A 20,944-nucleotide genomic window follows, 5' to 3' on the forward strand; every position below is an offset into this window, starting at 1 on the left:
TTCCTTTTTCTCTAACCAACCAACAACTAATTGTTGTTTTGTTTTTTGATTCAGCAATTATTGTGGAGTAACAATGGCTCTACGTCACTTTCTAACTTTACGCGATTTATCGACTTTAGAACTTAATCAAATTGTACAGCGCGGTATCGAACTCAAGCGCAAACAGCATAACAATGAAGTTTTCCAACCTTTCGTTGGTAAAGTCATGGGCATGATTTTTGAGAAATCGAGCACCCGTACACGTGTATCGTTTGAAGCAGGAATGAGCCAATTTGGTGGTAGTGCAATTTTCCTTTCATCTCGCGACTCTCAATTAGGGCGTGGCGAGCCAGTAGAAGATTCTGCACGTGTGATTTCAAGCATGCTTGATATTGTAATGATTCGTACTTTTGGTCATGACATTGTTGAACGCTTTGCTTCTTATTCAAAAGTTCCTGTCATCAATGCATTAACAGATGATCACCACCCTTGCCAATTACTTGCCGATGTTCAAACATTTGTTGAACACCGTGGTTCTATTGAAGGTAAAACGGTTGCTTGGATTGGTGATGGCAACAATATGTGTAACTCATATATTGAAGCTGCTCATATGTGGGGCTTTAAATTAAAAATCGCTGCACCTAAGGGCTATGAACCTAAAGCAGAATTTCTATCTGAATTTGCACACTGTGTGGAACTTGTTGATTCTGCCGAAGATGCTGCAGTTAATGCAGATTTAATCGTTACAGATGTTTGGGCAAGTATGGGCCAAGAAGAAGAGCAAAAAATTCGTGAAAAAGCGTTTGCTGATTATCAAGTGAATGAACGCCTGATGGATCTTGCTCACGCTGACTGCCTATTTATGCACTGCTTACCTGCGCATCGTGGCGAAGAAATTTCTGAAAATATGCTTGACCACAAAAATGCTGTGGTTTGGGATGAAGCTGAAAATCGCTTACATGCACAAAAAGCACTTGTTGAATTCTTAATTAACGAAAATCTTAAAAAAGACTAAGGTTTTACTTAGATAAATGAAGCACCTTCGGGTGCTTTTTTTGTTTTTGCATGCTTTAATAAAACCATAACTTTTATAAGTGATTAAGATTATGCGTTTAAGAAATATTTGCTTATTGGCTCTTGGATTGAGCTTATCTACTTTTAGCTTTGCTAGTGAACCAAGTGAATTAGATCAATACTTGGTGAAAAATCAGATTTTAGATAGCAATTTTAAAATTAAAAATAAAACAGGTTTAAACGAAATACTGGCTGCCATTAGTGATGAAGATTCACGCACTCTTCCCTATCAAGTTGATCAGAATATGTTGATGGAAAAAATGGAAATGGAAGCGGATAAGATTGAAATTGATGGTATTATCACCACCCCTGATTTTGCGCAATTTGAACAATCAGTCGGTGAACATAAGGTGAAGCAACTCATCAAGCATAATTCACTCCAAAACTGTGAATTACTATTCGAGCATCAATTTCAACGTGTTAATCCATATAAAATTGAAATGGATCTAAGCTCGGGTAGCAAACAATACGAAATTATCATTAAAAATACAGAGTGCAAATTTAAATAAATATCTAATTTCTTACAGCTCTTGGTTTAACTTTTGCATTGTTTAACTTAACGAATTAAACCTTGAGGCTGTAATACAATCACAGCTGCGCCCACCAACACAATGACGCCACCTAGCATATCCCAACGTGTTAGAACTACGTGATCGACAAAACGCAACCACAGCAATGCAGAGAAAATGTAGATTCCGCCATAGGCTGCATAGATACGACCCGAAGCTGCTGGATGCAACGTCAATAACCAAACAAATGCAGCCAATGCAAGCGCTGTTGGAGTCCATAACCACTGCGATTTTTGCTGATTTAAAATCAAATATGGGAAGTAACAGCCTAAAATTTCCATCAGTGCTGTCAGTGCAAATAAACCAAATGTGGTCAGCACTTTTGTTAATGGTATGTCCATCATTGAGAAACCCAAATCTAGCGTCGAATAAATATAAAAAACCCGTGCAAGCACGGGTTTTTGTTAAATAAATTGCTTAAGCAGGTTCAGCGGTTTGGTCTTCAAACACTTCGAGTTTTAAGCCCACAGCTTTGCCATTTTCTTTCTTCACTGAAACAGCAACATTTCCGCCATGTTCCGCAAGTTCACCAAACAAAATCATTTCAGCAAGCGGTTTTTTCAAATGCTCTTGGATTAAACGCTGCATTGGACGCGCGCCCATCAAGCGATCATATCCTTGCTCGGCCATCCATTCGCGTGCATCTTGATCAACTTCAAGAACCACTTTTTTGTCATCTAACTGTGCCTGAAGCTCTGTTAAGAACTTATCAACCACACTTTCAATAACGGTTGTTGGCAATGCTTTAAATTGAATGACACCATCTAAACGGTTACGGAACTCTGGAGAGAAGGCTTTTTTCATCGCGTCTTGGTTATCATTACTGTTATCTTGATCCATGAAACCAATGCTCACACGTGAAATTGATTCTGCACCAATATTGGTAGTCAGCACTAACACGACGTTACGGAAGTCAGACTTACGACCATTGTTGTCCGTTAATGAACCATGATCCATAATTTGAAGTAACAAATTAAAGACATCTGGATGTGCTTTCTCAATTTCGTCTAGTAAAAGTACGCAATGCGGATTTTTATGAATCGCGTCGGTCAACAAACCACCTTGATCAAAACCTACATAACCCGGAGGCGCACCAATTAAACGAGATACGGCATGACGTTCCATGTATTCCGACATATCGAAACGTACAAGTTCAACGCCTAACAATTTCGCCAATTGCTTAGTGACTTCAGTTTTACCCACACCTGTAGGACCAGCAAATACAAAATTACCCACTGGCTTATCTGGTGCTTTTAGACCTGCACGAGATAATTTAATCGCAGATGCAAGCGCTTCAATCGCTTCATCTTGACCAAACACCACACGTTTCAGATCACGTTCAAGATTTTCAAGAACGCTCTTGTCATCTTTAGAGACAGTTTTCGGTGGAATACGCGCAATTTTCGAAACGATATCTTCAATGTTTTCAACTGAAATGACTGTATCATCTTGCTCAGCTTTTAAACGACGCTGCGCACCAGCTTCATCAATCACATCAATGGCTTTATCAGGTAAGAAACGATCATTGATAAATTTCGCTGATAGTTCAACCGCAGAAACCAACGCTTGATCTTCGTATTTCACATGATGGAATTCTTCAAATTTGCCTTTTAAGCCACGCAGAATATCAATCGTTTCTGAAATAGATGGTTCATTGACATCAATTTTTTGGAAACGACGAGATAATGCATGATCTTTTTCAAAAACTTGACGGTATTCTTGGAAAGTCGTTGAACCGATACAACGTAAAGTACCATTCGCCAAAGCTGGTTTGATGAGGTTCGATGCATCCATCGTGCTACCCATACTTGAGCCTGCACCGATGATCATGTGAATTTCATCAATAAATAAAATAGCTTCGGGCTTTTTCTTCAAGGCATTTAGCAGTTGTTTTAAACGCTTTTCAAAATCACCACGGTATTTAGTTCCAGCGACTAAAGCACCAATGTCTAAACTAAACACTTCTGCATTTTCAAGCGGTTTAGGTGCTTTACCATTTACAATGAGCCAAGCCAATCCTTCAGCAATCGAAGTTTTACCTACACCCGGATCACCCACCAAAAGTGGGTTGTTTTTACGGCGACGGCATAGAATTTGAGCTGTACGTTCAATCTCTTTTTCACGACCAATCAGTGGATCTGTTTTGCCTTTTTGAGCTTCAACATTGAGATTGGTCGTATAAAGCTCTAATGGGCCAGAATTTGAAGACGTGGTGCTTTCACCATCGAGCTCTTCGATTTCTTCTTCGGCTTGGACTTCATCTTTACGTGTGCCATGTGACAAATACTGCGTTAATGTCAAACGGTTGATTTGATGGCGTTTAAGTAAATACACCGCAAATGAATCACGCTCTGAATACATCGCAACTAAAATGTCTGCACCTTCTACAGTGCGGTCATTACCACTCGATTGCACATGGAAAATTGCACGTTGCAAAATGCGATCAAAACTTTCTGTAGGATGTGGTGCTTGATCGCTATTTTCGCCAAGCTTAGGGGTATGTTGTTCTACGTATTCTTCAAGTTCTTTGCGAAGCACAATAATGTCTGCGCCACATGCTTTCAATGCATTAACAGCGGAATCATTATCCAGTAAAGCCAATAATAAATGTTCTACCGTCAAAAATTCATGTCTCTTTTGACGAGCCATGCTGACAGCCAAACGTAGTGATACTTCTAATTGACGACTGAGCATGTAATCCCCTTATTAATCTTTTGGCTCAATCTGACAAAGTAATGGATGACTTTGCGACCGAGCGTAATTATTGACCTGATTTGCTTTAGTCTCTGCGATGTCTCGCGGATAAACCCCTGCAACACCCTTTCCTTCATAATGTACAGTTAGCATTACTTGAGTGGCTTGGTCAAGATTCAAAGCAAAGTATTGTTGTAAAATTTCAATTACAAAGTCCATTGGGGTGTAATCATCGTTCATTAAAACGACAGCATACATAGGAGGACGCTTTAACTCAGGTGGCGCAGTCAATACTTGAATGTCTGAATCACCATCATCCTGCGTACCTTGGCTGAGAGTCGGGTTTAGATGCCAGTCCACTAAACCAGATTGGTAAAATGAATTTTTAATGTCAGATAAACACGTTTGACGCTTATTGGTTCGCATAGGATTTAGGTTTCACACTTAGTTTGCACTTGCTTCAGTTTGAGGAATTTCTGAAAGGAAGGCAGATTGATTTTCAACAGGCTGACCTTTCGACCAGCTAAAACGGCGAATAACGGGTTTAGAACCGCTTAAACGCACTTCAATAAAGTCTGGACTAAAGCCTTTTGGCATGGTCCAACGTCCAGTGAGTCGCTCACTTTCGCTAAAGTTAAAGTTTTTGTCTTCTAAAGGCACTACAAGTACTTCTGTACCCTTAATTAGACGCAGCTCAACACTTCCAGAAACATTACTTTTTGACGGACTTACTTGAACGAGATCAAGTTGGTATTCATACGCATTTTCAGGTAACGGTTTAATCGCTAAATGTTGTACTGCAAGCGGCATACCACCACGTTGGCGCAATACTTCACGATACAAAACACCCAAATTACCTGTTAACTCTTGATCATCACGTGCTTTTTTAACAGCCAAATATAAATCATTTGAATTACTTACAGCGACATCACGCTCTTGGATTGCCGCATTCAAACTTTTATTCAGGCCTGCTAATTCAGTTTTTTGCTTTTGCACTACATCAACAAGTTGCTCTGCATCTGCATCATATCCGACCACAGTTAAGCCCTGACGATGACCGATACTATATCCGAGAAAACCGCTGCTCAATGCAAGTACAACTGCACCAATCGCCAGTGGCATATTCGTCTTCATAAAAGGCGTTTTTTCACTGTTTTCAGGTTCTGACTTGAAATTAGATTCTGTATTCGACATCGTCATCTCTTATTTTTAGTTCACTCAAGGCACACATTTAAATCCAGTTTTAAATGTGTGTGAAGTTTTAAATCGTTTCTTATGGTAATAAACCAATGCCTTGAAGTCCTGCATTTTCAGCAAAACTAAACATCAAGTTCATATTTTGTACGGCTTGACCTGCTGCACCTTTCACCAAGTTGTCTTGAGCCACCAAAATCACTAATTTTTTCGGCTGAGGTTTGCAAATCGCAATACGTAATTGGTTCGCACCACGCACAGTACGTGTTTCAGGTGAGCTACCTGCAGGCATAACATCTACAAACTGCTCATTGGCATAGAACTGTTCATATATGCTTTGTAAATCCGCAGAAGCACCTGCGTCTGTCAAATCAATATAGATAGTGCTGAGCATGCCACGAATCATCGGTACTAAATGCGGTACGAATAAAATTTCGTTAAACACACCTTTTTGACCTGAAATATTTTCTAAGGCTTCTACTATTTCGGGATGATGACGGTGACCCGCTACACCATATGCTTTAAAGTTATCTGCATTTTCAGAATAGATCATACCCAGGCTGGCTTTACGACCTGCACCAGACACACCTGATTTTGCATCAATAATAATGCTTTCAGGTTTCACTAATCCTTCGGCTTTTAATACTGGCGCTAAACCGAGCTGAACAGTTGTTGGGTAACAACCTGGGTTACCAATCACTGAAGCCTTTTGAATTTTTTCACGGTTTAATTCAGACAAACCATAAACTGACTCTTTTAATAGCTCTGGACATGCATGGTCTAGGCCATACCATTTCTCAAATTGAGCTAAGTCTTGCAAGCGGAAGTCAGCAGCAAGGTCAATCACTTTAGTATTTGCAGCAACTAACTCTTCTGTGTGTTTCATTGCTACACCGTGAGGCGTAGCAAAGAATACAACGTCACATTGTTTTAGTTCTTCAATATTTAGATCTGAATAGCAAAGGTCTGTATGTCCACGCAAACTTGGGAACATATCATCCACACGGCGGCCATTTTCAGTACGCGAAGTTAAAACTTTCACTTCCGCATTTGGGTGTCGCAGTAAAATACGCAGTAATTCAACACCTGTGTAACCTGTACCGCCGACAATACCTACTGAAATCACGCTCTTTACCTCTATTCAAAGTATCCATTTGATGACTGCGTAGTATGACAGGAAGTTGAGGATTTCTGAACTGTTTTGCTTGGGTTTATTGCAATTCGGATCTTTTTATCAATTCAAGAAAAAACATACTTTCAGAATGCACCAAACTTAAATTGGATCAAAAGTGCAATTGTCCCACCTTCCAGCCAAATATTATTGTTTCAAACTAATTTCTAAAGGTATTTTCTGTCCATTTCTCAGAATTTCAAACTTTACAACGTTTCCTCTTAAATAGTTTGAACTTTCAACAAATGCACTGACATCATTAATATTATCATCATTCATTTTTATAATAATATCCTGCGGCAAAATAACGCCTTGGGCTGGAGAGCCAGCTTGAACTTTTTGTACAATCACTCCACCCTGAAGGCCATTATTAATTTTATCCTTAGAGGACAATATGGTGGGATAAATTCCTGTTACAGAATTATATTTATAAAAATATCGTGAGGAGTATTCTGTCCTATTCGCAAGACGATGAGGAACTGCCTCAATAGTTCCTACAGGATATCTATTTAAATCACTTTTTTGATTATCACCAACTAAAAACGGATATGTATCTGGCTTTGAATTTCTATACCTATAATAATTTCCACTCTCTACAGGCGTATTAGTGAAAATAACGATTTGTGCCCCCAATTGATTTCCTTTATTTTTCAGGTCCCACATGCTATCGCTGTAGCCCCTATTTGTAGATACACTTTTAAATGTTTCACTCATCACAGGGACATAGCCCTGCTCAATCAGCTCATCTGTTTTAAGATCAATATCATCAACCATTATTACTTCGGTTTTTTTTCGCCAGCTATCCCGATCTTGAAAACTATCTGCAAAAATTGGTGCTGAATATGCAAGTAAAATTAATCCCAGAATTTTTCTATTTTTCATAACTATACACCCAATCAGTTTAGGTTTTATGAAAAATATACTAGCACCACCACCACGGCATCACACCACTTTTTAAAGTTTTCCGATGATCTTTATAGTTTGAATCATGCTTCTCCACCTCCTCCCAAAAATTTAGACTATGATCAAAGTGCTTAGTATGCGCTAACTCATGTACAGCCACATAACGCGTGATTTCCAACGGAAAAAGTACCAGCCCACTATTCAACATAATGTCATGCTTTGCAGAACAGCTGCCCCAACGGGTTTTGGGCTGACGAATTGAGCAATCACCATATTTCAAGCCTGTTTCACTGCTCACTTGCTTTAAATAAATTGGTAAATACTCTTTGGCATAAGCAATCACAAAGCTTTTTAAATATTGCTCAGGCTGCCGAACACTGATGAAAAGCTGATGCTTTTCTTCATCTAAGATGAATGAGTTTTTTTGTACTTTATAAACAATGCTTAGAGGCTGCTCTAGATTGAATAGTTTTAATTCGGCTGGAAGCGTTTTATCAATCTGCCCTGTTTTTTCCTGCTGCTTCTGCCATGTCTCAATCATCCATTGTTCCGATTGTTTAAGAAAATCTTGAACTTGGCGCTGTGTACAAAACTGGGGAACCGTTAATTTAATTTGAGTTGGTTCTACACGCAATCTTAAGCGTGTGGCACGTAATTTTCGGGTGATTTGAATTTCAGGAAGGTTTGGTGTCATTTATTCTTTTTAAAAGCTTATTAATAATGCATAAAATTGAATTTTAAATATTTTCAAAAATATATTAGGAGTCCCTTCTCCCTTAGGGAGAAGGTTAGGATGAGGGGACTTTTAAATTGACCTCTCCCTAACCCTCTCCTCAAAGGAGAGGGAACTTCCATTAGAAATTTAATATAAATCGAAACTCAATTTACAATTAAATTTTCTATAGATTAAACCGCAGTACGCTCTTCAATACCGTTATCGGTCGCAACAACAGCAATATCCGCTTTGTTTAATGCAAAGATACCGTTACACACTACACCTGGAATGTCATTCAAAGTCTTTTCAAGTTCCAATGCATTTAGGATATTTAAGTTGTGTACGTCTAAAATTACATTACCGTTATCTGTTACTACGCCTTCACGGTATACAGGGTCACCGCCCAAAGAAACAATTTTACGCGCAACAGCAGAACGTGCCATTGGAATCACTTCTACAGGAAGCGGAAATTCACGTGCCAACTGATCAACCCATTTAGAATCATCTACGATACAAACGAATTTTTTTGCAATTGAAGCAACGATTTTTTCTCGAGTCAACGCAGCACCGCCGCCTTTAATCATGTGCATATGACGGTCGATTTCATCCGCGCCATCTACATAGGCATCTAAACCGCCAACGTGGTTCATATCAACCACTTCAATGCCTAATTTTTTCAAACGTTGTGCAGTTGCTTCAGAACTCGCAACAGCAGCTTCGAGTTGAAGCTCTGGCAATAATTCGATGAGGAAGTTCACAGTACTTCCTGTACCAACACCCAAAATACCGCCCTTTGGCAAATGCTTTAACGCAGCTTTTGCGGCAGCTTGTTTCTTTTCATCTTGGGTAGCATACAGACTCATAACTTGGCTCAACTATTTTTTGACATTAGACGCTGATTTTTCAGCCCAAATGTACAGGGGTTTGTTACAATAAACCCCTATTTTAAACTGTTAGATGGAAAATTAACATGCTGTCTCGTTTGGTTCGACAAATATTACAGGCAACAGTCTATGACGTTGCAATCGAAACCCCACTCGAAGCAGCGCCACGAATTAGTGAAAAACTAAACAATAACATTCGCTTTAAGCGCGAAGATTTACAACCTGTCTTTTCTTTCAAGCTACGCGGTGCCTACAACCGTATTAGTCAATTACCGAAATCTCAGTTGGAACGTGGCGTTATTACTGCTTCTGCAGGTAACCATGCTCAAGGCGTGGCTTTATCTGGTAAAAAGTTAGGTATCCGCGCCATTATTGTTATGCCTAAAACCACACCAGACATTAAAGTACAAGCGGTTAAACGCTTAGGCGGTGAAGTAGTTCTGCATGGTGATTCTTTTGACGTAGCCAATAAATATGCAATCCAATGTGCAAAAGATGAAGGTATGACCTTTATTCCACCTTATGACGACGAACTCGTTATGGCCGGTCAAGGAACCATTGCCAACGAAATTTTGCGTCAATGGCGTGATGTAGACTATGTCTTCGTTGCTGTGGGCGGTGGCGGTCTCATTGCCGGTGTAGCCGCTTACTTAGGTGATGTGGCACCTCACGTTAAAGTCATTCCTGTTGAATATGATGAATCAGCATGTTTAAAAGCAGCCTTTGAAGCTAATGAACGTGTCATTCTTCCATCTGTCGGTCTTTTTGCCGATGGTACAGCCGTTGCTCAAATTGGTGAAAAACCATTTGAAGTGATTCAGCTACAAAAATCAGATAACTCAGGCCCAATTGTTGAGCGTGAAGTTGTACTAGTAAATACAGATGAAATCTGTGCAGCGATTAAAGATACCTTTGATGAATGCCGCAGCATTGTAGAACCGTCAGGTGCAATGGCGCTTGCAGGTATCAAGAAGTATGTTGCAGAGCATGGTCTAGAAGGCAAAAATATGGTGTCGATTGTATGCGGCGCCAATATGAACTTTGACCGTCTGCGCTACATTGCGGAACGTACTGAACTGGGTGAACGCAAAGAAGCGATCTTTGCTGTGACCATTCCAGAAGAAAAAGGTTCATTCCTCCAATTCTGCCGCGCACTACAAGGCCGTAACATCACTGAATTTAACTACCGCGCTAGTAATTCTTCTGCTGCTCAAGTCTTTGTGGGAATCAGTCTCAAAAATGGCGAGAAAGAACGTCAGGAAATTTTTGAAACTTTAAAATTCCAATACGATGTAGATGATCTTTCTGATGATGAAGTCGCTAAGCTTCATATCCGTTATTTAATTGGCGGACATGCAGACATTGAAAATGAACGCCTATTCCGCGTGGAATTCCCAGAACGTCCGGGCGCACTACTGACTTTCTTAGAACGTCTTGGTCCGACCCATAACATCACCCTATTCCACTACCGTAACCACGGTGCTGCGGAAGGTCGTGTATTGGTGGGTATGGAAGCAACGGATGCGAAACAAAACCCTGATGGTTTGATTGAAACATTGGAAAATATTACCTACCCATATGTTGAGATTACCAATAACCTTGGTTATCAACGTTTCTTGAAATAAATAAAACTTCTATAAAAAAGCTGGGATCTAGATTCCAGCTTTTTTATTTGCATCAACTATTTTCTACATCAAAATGAATATATTCATCAATTTAATTCATCAACGCCGTCATTGTTGTTAAATTCACCACACCCTATAATCCATTGAAAATAAAATAGATATTTAAAATTGAATTTTTATGCCTTATTTATGATCGCTATTGTGGGTTTAGGTGGACATTTTTATGTATATCCGGCTTATCAACTTAAGCAAGAGGAAGATAAGATTCGTTAAAGTATGAAACAAATTCCAAATCAGTCACGCACACAAAATCTAGAAAATATTTAGGGCTATACCAAGCAGGCTGAAATGCTGAATCAATATCCAAATTACATTGTATAAATTCGCTTTGATGAGCTAAGTGATCAAACCACTCCCAAACCTGTTCAAGCCATCATCCGTGAATTTTCATGCGATGGCTTAAACCGTTTAAAGAACAATTCTGAGCTTGTTCGTAAAGCCACTCTAAATGTCATTAAAGAAGATCAACATCAATTTCAATATATTCTAAAAAACAAACTAGGCTATGAAATTTTTAAATATCAACAAGTTATGAATAATTTCCCCAATATTACTGAACTTTATGCCTATCAAAACACTGAAGAAATTAAAAATTAGAGCTTTTCGGTTTAGATGGATTATGTAAATTTTCATAGCCGCTCTAGGCTGAACAAGCTAACATCAACATATTCAATAACTTTAGAATAATTTAGGAATACGGCATGGCTCAATTCGCTGTGATTGGCTTAGGAAGTTTTGGCGCAACTGTAGCCACAGAACTCATGGGTTTAAAACACGATGTCATTGGAATCGATAGCAACAAAAAGTTTGTTGAAAGTATTTCGGACCAACTGACCCATGCAGTGATTGCTGATGCAACAGATGAGCACGTTTTACAAGAACTCAATATTCAAAATTGTGAAGCCGTCGTTGTCGCAATTGGTGAAGATATTGAAGCCAGCATCTTATGTGTGCTCCATCTTAAAAACATGGGGATCAACAAAATTTGGGCCAAAGCCAAGTCCAAAGCGCATCACATGATTTTAACCCATTTAGGCATCAGCAAAATCATCCATCCTGAAGAAGATATGGGTGTCCGTGTTGCTCAGTCACTAAGTTATCCAATGGTGAGCCGCTACATGGTGCTCGAAGATGACCATTATTTGGTGAAAGTTGAAATTAAAGAGTCACAACAAGGCACGCGTTTAAATCAAATAATGGATCATGTCCCTGAAGTGAAGACGATTTTGCATAAACGTGGCACCGAGCTTCAATATAGTTTAGATCCAAACCTGATTTTACAAACAGGCGATATTTTAGTGGTTGAAGGTTTACTCGAACATTTACGTCGACTGGCTAAACACTTTAAAGCAACTTTGTAATCAGCGTCGTGCTCTATTTGCACACAAGCGCGCAAGATGACAGTAGAAAAACATGAAACTGCACAATAAACAGCGTAATACCATTAATCTCAGCCCGCCCAGTATTTTGGCATTGGGTTTCCTTGGGCTCATTATCATTGGCACCTTGCTGTTAAAACTCCCTTATTCACATCACGGTGATTTAAGTTGGATTAATGCCCTCTTTACAGCGACCTCTGCCGTAACCATTACAGGACTTTCGGTTGTAAATGTCGGCGAAGCCTATACTGTGTTTGGTAAAGTCGTGATTATGGGTTTACTACAATGCGGCGGTCTCGGCTTTATGACCTTTGCGATATTGGCCGCTATGAGTTTGTCCCCTAAAATTGGGCTCAAACAACAAATTATGGCTCAAGAAACCATTGGACAAACCAGCCTTGCCAAAGTGACCATGACCATCAAAGGCGTACTGCTTTATTCGCTATTTTTTGAAATGGTGGGAACGGTTATTTTGACCATCGCTTGGATGCAAGAATACAATTTTAACCAGGCCGTGTTTTATGCTGCCTTTTATAGTGTTTCAGCATTTAATAATGGTGGATTTTCATTATTTCCCAATAGTTTAATGAGCTTTGCTGACCGTTATTTCATTACATTTACCATCAGTATGCTTTACATCATTGGGGGTATTGGCTTTTTGGTACTGATGGACATTAAGCGCAATAAAAGTTGGAAAAAACTCAGTACCAATAGCAAGCTGATTTTATCTACCATTGCAGGACTAAATGTCTTCGCCTTCATCACCATATGGTTATTAGAAGCCAATAATGCTGCGACCTTAGCCACGATGTCACTTGGTGACCAAGCCCTCAACGCGTGGTTCCATGCAACGGTTCCACGCTCTTCGGGTTTTAACAGCTTACCTATGGAAAGCATGAGCGATGCATCATCACTCGTAACGATGTTACTGATGTTTATTGGTGGTGGTTCTCTCAGTACAGCTGGTGGCATCAAAGTCGGGACGTTTATCATTGTTGTGCTCAGTGTAGTCAGTTTTTTAAGACGTGAAGATGAACTGCGTGTGTTTAACCACTCTGTTTCAGAAAAAACCACCTTTAAAGCATTAGCGGTGATTTTCATTACAGTAACGTTGATTTTCATTGGTTTTTTCAGTCTATTGCTACTCGAACCTGACAAACGCTTTTTAGACTTACTCTTTGAAGCAGTGTCCGCTGCCTGTACAGTAGGCCTATCTCGTGGCATTACCAGTGACTTACAACCCGCCAGTTTAGTCGCCCTGATGTTGTTGATGTTCGCAGGCCGTCTTGGCCCCTTAACACTGGCTTATCTGATTGCTACACCAAAGAAGAGTCGTTTAAAACACCCGCCTTCTGAGATCCAAATCGGTTGATTTATACATTTTCTCTCAGTCATAAAAAACCACGCCGTAGCGTGGTTTTTTTATTTGCGAATCTTTAGAACCAATTCATTAATGACACACCGACACCGACATAGGTTGCCCGATGGTTATAGTCAATCAGGCTTTCACCATAGCCATCAAACAATTGAACTGTGCCGCGCAATTTACCATTGATTGGGAAAGTCCAATCGAACTGCACAGCACCATGTGAATCATCACCACCTTTCAATGAATGACGTAACATCAAACTAAAGTCATGATCTTTATGACGATAAAATGCTGTTAAATCCCCACGTCCCACATAATCGGTAATATCTGGGTTGTTATCATCTTTGGTATCTTCTTCGAAACGATACCAAGGACGTAACATCAGTGCAAAATTGTCACGTTCAAATCCTAGATTTAACATGACACGGTTCCAACTCCGCGATAAGGGATCAGAACGCCCATTAGACTGATGGTTAAAAGTTAAGCCCAGCATACGCCAGTTCAAACCCAAGAGTTCATAGTTGGTACGAAAAACCAGACTGGCTTCAGGTTCATAGTTAGTTTCACGGAATGGTCGAGATTCATCTTCGTTGTAGACTTGCCAACGAGAAGACTGGGTATAGCCCAACCAGATATCACCATTATCACCAAATAAGTTTTCAACAGCTTTGGTTTTTAATGACAATTGGAACTTGGCTTCCATCGATTTCAGGTTTTGTTCCTGATCGGCTTGTACCGTGTTGTTTTCATTCGGGCTTGATGGACGTTCATTTTTATCTGAAGTCCAATATCCCGGCATTAAATACACAGGTTGATAGCCGCGAATATTCCACGTCCCTAATTTACTCTCTGGAGAAAGTTCCCAACGACTATCCAATAATGAAAGATTTGGATTGAGGTTCGGTGCTTCTACAGCAAATAAACGGTCCGTAAACGCATGACTGACTTTTTCTTTGAAAGTTAGCTTCTCTGTCGGTTCAGGCTTAATTTCTTGTGCGGCTTGACGCTCAGAAACCAACATTTCTTTTTCAGCAGGTTGCACTTTAAACAAAGCGTCATAACACGATAATCGCTCTGCATTTGACTCAAGTGCCACACATGCTTCAGCGGTAGCTGGTTTAACAGCCACATCCGCATTTTGTGCATTTACAGTACTGACATACATTGAACTGAGCGCAATGAGGCTCAGTTGCAATGTCGTACGCTCAAGAGATTTGAACGCCATAAAAACCCCTTTTTTGTTTTAATTCACTTGTTTTATTTCGAAACCAAGCTCAACCAAAGCATCTCGCTTAGCCACCGGTGCAACCACAGCTTTTGTCGGTTGTTGTTCAACCAAATACGCCACAGCAACACGTTTTAGATCTTCCAAAGTCACATTCAACAGACGTTCACGTAACATTTGACGGAAAGCTGGCGTGCGTTTATGCAATAAAGCATAACAAGCTGTAATGGCTTCACCCGCTGGTGACCCCGGTTTATCCATGCTGGCAATTAGACCCAAAATCGCTTCTTCTAGCTGATGAGGTTGTTGTTCAGCATTCAGTAGCCACTGCACACTTGCGTCAAAATCTTTAAACGTTTCAGCTAAACGTGGGTCACGGTAGCTATAGAAACGGAATGAACATGCATTGCCGTCATAGCTTGCACCACCACCATAAGCACCACCTTTTTCACGAATCGCGCTATGCAAGAAGCCATTACGCAAATAAGCCGCCAAAATCATTAAAGGTGCTGCATCAGGATGCGACACTTCCACCGCAGGATATGCTGAAGCGCAGAACTGAACATTGGCTTGAATGAGCCAAGCTTCGTCATTGTTGTTATCTGCAAAATTCACTTGAGTTAAAGCATGTGGGTTATCATCAATCGCCACTTTATCCCAAATGGTTTGAACTTCCTCAACCAATCGGTCTGAATGATGTTCTTCACACACCACCAAGAATTGTTTTGGTGCTTTAAGCAAACGGTTATGAATTAACTTAAGCTCATCAATCAAGGCATTATAAGCCGTGTCGTCTTGCTCAATTTTGCTGACAAGTTCTGACAACCAGTTCAGCGCGCCTAGGCCTGTATTATGATAATCACGTAGCGCCAATGCACTATGTTGACGACCTGCAATTTGCATTGCATAGCTATGACCAGAGCCAGAAACACGCGAATGCCAACGTGCTTTACGTTGTTGCAATAACTCTACGATACGGTTTTTCTCATCAAAACGTAGCTGTTCAAAAGCCAATTTCAATAAGCGAATGGCTTCAAGATTATTCACCAATGATTTAGTGGTCAACGTTAGCCAAGCACTAATTTGACCTTTATCGTCCACTTTTGAACGCAGCGATGCACCCATACCTAAACCGCCACTCACAGCTGTTTGCAACTGTTGTAGCTCTAAGTAGTCGTATTCACCTGCACCAACTTCACCCATCAAAATCGACAAGAGGTTGAAATACGGCGATTGCACCACTTCATCAGGAATCTGAATCAAAACTTGTTGGTAGTAAAGACCATTGGTGCCTGCGTGGTAAAGATTTAACGGCGTATCTAATCCATTACTGATAATTTCGCGTAATTGACCTTGTACAATCTGTAATTGTGCAGGAACGTCTTCTAAACCTACTTTAGGCAATAGGTTCAAATCATCTGGGGTATCTTGACGAATGTTCAGTGCTTCAGTCTGCGCAATAATCTCTGCTTTTTGCGCTTCAGTTAAGTTCGCAACAATTTCTTTTAAACGTGCTTTTTCTGCTGCCGCTTCCAACGCATTTTTTTCAGCATCTGGAACCAAAGTTAATTGCACACGATGTTGATTATCAAGCAAGTAAGTTTTGATTAAGTTAGATAACCACATTGGGTCTTTCAACTCTTCCTTCACTTGTTCAATGGCCGTATCCACATCCCAGACATCCACAGGGTCTGAATGGTGAATCGCACTGCTTAAACCATTCAGAATTAAGCTTAGACCATATGGTGTACCATCACCATTGATTTCACGCTGATGCAATTCAATCTGATGTAAAATCGCTTCAACTAAAGCCGGATCAACAGGCTTAGCTGCAACGTCTTCTAATACTTTAAACACGCCATTTTTAAATTGTTCTGCATGCTCAGGGTTTGAACCTTGAATTGCACAGTAGAACGTCATTTCATAGTTTGAGTCATCTACGCCCATAAATGGACCAGTCGACTGTGCATAACCACAGGTTTCTAAGTAATGACGTAATGGTGAAGCAGAATCTTCAAGCAATACCCCCTCAACCAAACGCATACCTAAACGTAATTTAATATTACTTGCTTCAGGCAATAACCAAGAAAGCACATGATATGTTTTGTCTTTGAGGTCTTCAGCATCAACTGCATACGTTTCAGTTACAGTTACAGGCGCAGTTAAGCGGCGCTCAGGTTTTGAATATAGCGTTTGACCTTTTTCAAATTTTGACAAAGCAAGCGTTTCAAACTGTTCTTGTAAATTATATGCAGGCTCATTACCAAAGGTCATGAACACGGCATTACTTGGGTGATAATGTGATTTGTAGAAACTTACCAACTCTTCATAGCTTAAGTCAGGAATGTCTTTAGGATCACCGCCTGAGTTGTAATGATAAGTTGTTTCTGGGAATAAATGATGGGCAAGTTGGTGATACAACTGATCTGAAGGTGAACTCATTGCACCTTTCATTTCATTAAATACCACGCCTTTATATACAGCTTCGCCATTTTCTAGCTCAATACGAATCCCTTCTTGCGCAAAATCAAGCGGGTTTAAATTCGCAGCAAAAGCAGCATCCATATAAACTTCTAACAAGTTTTGGAAATCTTTTTTGTTTTGCGTTGCAAATGGATAAGCCGTCCAATCCGCTGCGGTAAACGCATTCATAAACGTATTGAGTGAACGACGAATCATTAAAAAGAATGGGTCACGTACAGGGAACTTTTCTGAACCACAGAGTGCCGTATGCTCAAGAATATGCGCCTCACCTTTTGAATCCATCGGCTGCGTACGGAAGGCAACTAAAAATACGTTTTCGTCATGGTTTGTGGCTAAGTGATAATGCACTGCGCCAGTCACTTTGTGTTTATATTCAGACACTAAAATGTCTAAAGCTTCAACATGATGTTGACGAATCAACTGAAACGCGGGATGTACAGTTTGAGAAATGGTTTCAGTGACATCTACAGTCATGTGTGCTCCTAATCTATTCATTTAAATTAGGCAAAGTATACCTTAAAAAATCACAACTAGATTCACCGAAACAACATTTCCAACTGTTTTAATCAACTTGAACTTTAATTTTAAAAATCACTTGTTTTCGCACTAAAACATTTAGACTGGTTTTATGGATTGCCTATCATTTCGTGTTGACCAATAGACACAAATCACAATCGCCAACAACAATACAAAGGAAGCCATAAAGCGACTTAAATCCAATCCACCTGAACTGTTTGGCTTGTCTAAAAAATCACCGACAACAGCGCCCAATGGACGTGTCAAAACAAAAGTGGCCCAAAATATAAACGTCTTTGAGACCCGACTAAAAAAGTACAACAACGCCATCAATAGAATTAAACCACCAAATAGCCAAATGCCACCGCTATAGCCTAATCCTGCACTATCGGAAGTCCAGTCCCCCAAAGCCGTACCTAATGTTTGAGAAAATGTAATCGTCAACCAATAAAAGATCTGTGTTCGCGGAAAATTCACCACGCTTGGATTGATCGATCCTTCGACTCGATACCAACTAAATAGCGATATGAGCACCAAACTCAGCAACAGCAAACTACCACCCAAGTAGCCCATCCCTAAAGAACGATCTACAAAATCCGCTAAAGTCGTACCTACCGTTGTACTGGCAATAATCGTGGCCCAATATAAATAAGGTTTATAGGCTTTGGACTTTATTTGAAAATACAGCAAACTGATAAATATGCCTGCGAAAATAAAGGTACTGAGTAGATAGCCCAAATTTAAGGACATGGACAATGCATCACCACTGGTTTCACCAAAGGTGGTCGCAAAAATTTTGGTCAACCAAAACAGTGCGGTAATCTCAGGGACTTTTTTAACGTAGTCTTGTAGCTCATACACTTGCATATGCATCACTCTATGCAGTTATTTTGATGCTTATATCTTCGATAACTAAAATGAATTTTTGCTTAAAAATTTGCTTAAAATAAGGCGCTCTTTTTTAGAATTATCACAAGAAAAAAGCACCCGATATCGGATGCTTGATTTATAGTGTTTACTGTCTATTTTTGGATTTAAAACTAAACCAGATATTTGAAATAATTATAATTTGGATGGCTTTCAACATAGACATAATTCTGTTTTTGATAGAATTTTGCAGCATTTTTAAGTTCTGTATTTAAGCATAGTGCAGAAAAGTGTTTTTTTGCACCCTTTTCCAATTCCACCAGTAGCTGCTTACCCACGCCATGCTGACGGTACTGCGGATGCACATAGAAACGGCGAACTCGACCAATCCGTTCTTCTACACCAGTATCACCCCATTGCTGATTTAAACCGCCACAAGCAATCAATTTATCGCCATCATAAGCAAGCAATAATTGCTCACCCGTTTGGTCAAAACGATTTTTACCACTTTGATATTCTTCAATTAAACGGTGTATAAATGTATAGCCTTCATGCTGCGCCAAAGCAGCAATATTTTCGATTTGAGCAGGAAGTTGCTCTGCTGGACGAATCGTAATTTCCATATATTCACACTTTTAATCTGTTATCTATTTATGATGACCAAATCATCTTGATTCAGTCTGAACACCCTATAGCTCTATAAAAGTAAAAATTTTCGATTTGCACAATAGCAAAGCTGATTAAAACGGCAACTAATTCAAAAAAAATGTAAAAATATAATGGATTTGCCCGATTTTTATACACACCTGTCCTTTAATTGAATTTTCTTCAACAAACTACAGCATTCCTGAGCATTCGTGTAAACTTAGCACTTTCATTTTTTTGATGTGATTATACAACATGGCAACTGTTGACCTTTTTGCAATTGGTAATGCACTTATTGACCAAGAATTTAAAGTCTCTGACGAATTCCTAATTCAACACAATCTGCAAAAAGGTACGATGCAACTGACTGATGGTGATACTCAAGCAGCCCTTTATAACAATCTAAAAGCGACTCAAGAATATAAAGGTCAAGCTTCTGGTGGTTCTGCAGCAAATACTACGGTTGCTTTTAGTGCTTTAGGCGGAACTGCATTTTATGGTTGTCGTGTCGGCAATGATGACTTAGGTCAAATTTACCTAAATGGTTTAAACGACGCAGGTATCCAAACTGCAACTCAATCAATCAGTGAAGGTGTAACCGGCACATGTATGGTATTGGTCAGCCCTGATTCTGAACGTACGATGCATACTTACCTCGGTATTACTGCGGAATTGACTGATAGCCAAATTGATTTTGGCAACTTAAATACTGCGAAATGGTTATATATCGAAGGTTATCTTTCTACATCAGACAGCGCACGCCTAGCGATAAAACAAGCACGTCAAATCGCCAAAGCCAATGGTGTACAAATTGCATTGACCTTATCTGATCCAGCAATGGTGCAATATGCACGTCAAGGTCTAGATGAGTTACTCGATGATGGCGTGGACTTATTGTTCTGTAATGAACAAGAAGCGCTGATGTACACAGAAACAGATCATTTAGATGCTGCACTTGCTAAATTGCAATCACTAAGCAAACACATTGTCATTACATTAAGTGCCAAAGGCGCCTTAATCCATAATGAAGCAGCAACATTTACCGTGCCAGGTCGTAAAGTTACCGCAGTAGATACCAATGGTGCAGGTGATGCATTTGCTGGTGCTTTCCTATATGCACTGAATGCAGGTCATGACTATCAAACGGCTGCTGAACTGGCCATCTTGATTTCAAGTGAAGTTGTGGCTCAGTTTGGTCCACGCCTAGCAGTTGAAGAATATGCTCAGCTTTTACAATCATTTCAAAAGGAATGTGCTTAATGTTTAAAATTTGCATGACGGATGATGTGCCTGAACGTGAAGCACGATCATTCGAAACGCCTGAAGGTGAAACGATTTTTATCACCCAACGTGATGGCATGTTTTACGCTTATCAAAATAACTGCCCACACTTGCACGTGGAACTTGAGTTTCTAGAAAATCAATTTCTAGATCGTGACCAAGAATTTATTGAGTGCTCAACACATGGCGCACTGTTTATGGTCGAATCTGGGGAATGTATTTCTGGCCCATGCCAAGGTCAAGCCCTTGAAAAAGTGAACATTAACGTGCATTCTGATGGTGGAATCTACCTCACAGAAGAATAAACACT

Annotated in this window: 19 protein-coding genes; 7 read left to right on the forward strand and 12 right to left on the reverse strand. The window is 39.9% G+C overall.

Going from position 1 to position 20,944, the window contains the following annotated elements:
* Window positions 1-73 precede the first annotated feature (73 nt).
* Together argF and MST18_RS08390 are read left to right on the forward strand one after the other, a co-directional pair.
* Complete coding sequence (gene argF, locus MST18_RS08385; protein WP_078193464.1) at window positions 74-994, forward strand: ornithine carbamoyltransferase; 921 nt, start codon at window positions 74-76, stop codon at window positions 992-994.
* A 91-nt stretch (window positions 995-1,085) separates the two neighbouring features.
* Window positions 1,086-1,562 carry a hypothetical protein gene (locus MST18_RS08390; protein ID WP_180133718.1) on the forward strand — a complete coding sequence of 159 codons (477 nt, stop codon included), beginning with the start codon at window positions 1,086-1,088 and terminating at the stop codon, window positions 1,560-1,562.
* A gap of 47 nt (window positions 1,563-1,609) precedes the next feature.
* Here the strand turns inward: MST18_RS08390 and MST18_RS08395 are convergent, their stop codons facing one another.
* From MST18_RS08395 to rpiA, 8 genes are all read right to left on the reverse strand, one after another.
* Window positions 1,610-1,963 (reverse strand): YnfA family protein, encoded by a 354-nt coding sequence (locus MST18_RS08395; protein WP_180133741.1) that lies wholly within the window; start codon window positions 1,961-1,963, stop codon window positions 1,610-1,612.
* A 76-nt stretch (window positions 1,964-2,039) separates the two neighbouring features.
* Entirely contained in the window at window positions 2,040-4,316 is a 2,277-nt protein-coding gene (clpA, locus tag MST18_RS08400; protein WP_078188640.1) for an ATP-dependent Clp protease ATP-binding subunit ClpA, read from the reverse strand.
* Between the two features lie 12 nt (window positions 4,317-4,328).
* A complete protein-coding gene (gene clpS / locus MST18_RS08405) occupies window positions 4,329-4,742 on the reverse strand; it encodes an ATP-dependent Clp protease adapter ClpS (protein WP_078188641.1) in 414 nt (137 codons plus the stop codon).
* 18 nt (window positions 4,743-4,760) lie between these two features.
* Window positions 4,761-5,510, reverse strand: a complete 750-nt coding sequence (locus MST18_RS08410; protein ID WP_111883706.1) for a hypothetical protein — start codon at window positions 5,508-5,510, stop codon at window positions 4,761-4,763.
* Window positions 5,511-5,589: 79 nt separating this feature from the next.
* Window positions 5,590-6,636: an N-acetyl-gamma-glutamyl-phosphate reductase gene (argC, locus tag MST18_RS08415; RefSeq protein WP_180133719.1), complete on the reverse strand. Its 1,047-nt coding sequence runs from the start codon at window positions 6,634-6,636 to the stop codon at window positions 5,590-5,592.
* 192 nt (window positions 6,637-6,828) lie between these two features.
* Window positions 6,829-7,563, reverse strand: coding sequence for a PDZ domain-containing protein (locus tag MST18_RS08420; RefSeq protein WP_180133720.1), 735 nt, complete (start codon window positions 7,561-7,563; stop codon window positions 6,829-6,831).
* 40 nt (window positions 7,564-7,603) lie between these two features.
* Entirely contained in the window at window positions 7,604-8,278 is a 675-nt protein-coding gene (locus MST18_RS08425) for a SprT family zinc-dependent metalloprotease (protein ID WP_180133721.1), read from the reverse strand.
* Between the two features lie 212 nt (window positions 8,279-8,490).
* Entirely contained in the window at window positions 8,491-9,162 is a 672-nt protein-coding gene (gene rpiA / locus MST18_RS08430; protein ID WP_078188646.1) for a ribose-5-phosphate isomerase RpiA, read from the reverse strand.
* Between the two features lie 107 nt (window positions 9,163-9,269).
* On the opposite strand from rpiA, the gene ilvA reads away from it, so the two are divergent.
* The 3 genes from ilvA to MST18_RS08445 all read left to right on the forward strand — a co-directional run bounded on the left by ilvA (window position 9,270) and on the right by MST18_RS08445 (window position 13,619).
* A complete protein-coding gene (gene ilvA / locus MST18_RS08435) occupies window positions 9,270-10,808 on the forward strand; it encodes a threonine ammonia-lyase, biosynthetic (RefSeq protein ID WP_180023764.1) in 1,539 nt (512 codons plus the stop codon).
* Between the two features lie 761 nt (window positions 10,809-11,569).
* Window positions 11,570-12,229, forward strand: a complete 660-nt coding sequence (locus MST18_RS08440; RefSeq protein ID WP_078188649.1) for a TrkA family potassium uptake protein — start codon at window positions 11,570-11,572, stop codon at window positions 12,227-12,229.
* 52 nt (window positions 12,230-12,281) lie between these two features.
* On the forward strand, window positions 12,282-13,619 hold the full coding sequence (locus MST18_RS08445) for a TrkH family potassium uptake protein (protein ID WP_180133722.1): 1,338 nt from the start codon (window positions 12,282-12,284) through the stop codon (window positions 13,617-13,619).
* Between the two features lie 64 nt (window positions 13,620-13,683).
* Here MST18_RS08445 and MST18_RS08450 read toward each other — a convergent pair whose 3' ends face one another.
* The 4 genes from MST18_RS08450 to MST18_RS08465 all read right to left on the reverse strand — a co-directional run bounded on the left by MST18_RS08450 (window position 13,684) and on the right by MST18_RS08465 (window position 19,331).
* Window positions 13,684-14,841, reverse strand: coding sequence for a phospholipase A (locus MST18_RS08450; protein ID WP_180094543.1), 1,158 nt, complete (start codon window positions 14,839-14,841; stop codon window positions 13,684-13,686).
* A gap of 18 nt (window positions 14,842-14,859) precedes the next feature.
* On the reverse strand, window positions 14,860-17,799 hold the full coding sequence (locus MST18_RS08455) for an insulinase family protein (RefSeq protein ID WP_180133723.1): 2,940 nt from the start codon (window positions 17,797-17,799) through the stop codon (window positions 14,860-14,862).
* Between the two features lie 141 nt (window positions 17,800-17,940).
* A complete protein-coding gene (locus MST18_RS08460; RefSeq protein WP_373686680.1) occupies window positions 17,941-18,708 on the reverse strand; it encodes a hypothetical protein in 768 nt (255 codons plus the stop codon).
* 173 nt (window positions 18,709-18,881) lie between these two features.
* Entirely contained in the window at window positions 18,882-19,331 is a 450-nt protein-coding gene (locus tag MST18_RS08465) for a GNAT family N-acetyltransferase (protein ID WP_078188654.1), read from the reverse strand.
* A gap of 277 nt (window positions 19,332-19,608) precedes the next feature.
* Between MST18_RS08465 and MST18_RS08470 the strand changes: the two genes are divergently transcribed.
* A complete protein-coding gene (locus MST18_RS08470; RefSeq protein WP_180133725.1) occupies window positions 19,609-20,613 on the forward strand; it encodes an adenosine kinase in 1,005 nt (334 codons plus the stop codon).
* Window positions 20,613-20,939 (forward strand): Rieske (2Fe-2S) protein, encoded by a 327-nt coding sequence (locus MST18_RS08475; RefSeq protein WP_078188656.1) that lies wholly within the window; start codon window positions 20,613-20,615, stop codon window positions 20,937-20,939. The genes MST18_RS08470 and MST18_RS08475 overlap by 1 nt, the downstream gene beginning before the upstream one ends.
* Window positions 20,940-20,944 lie beyond the last annotated feature (5 nt).

Origin of the sequence: Acinetobacter sp. YH12068_T (assembly GCF_024606005.1) — a bacterium.
In the GTDB taxonomy this organism is placed as follows: domain Bacteria; phylum Pseudomonadota; class Gammaproteobacteria; order Pseudomonadales; family Moraxellaceae; genus Acinetobacter; species Acinetobacter amyesii.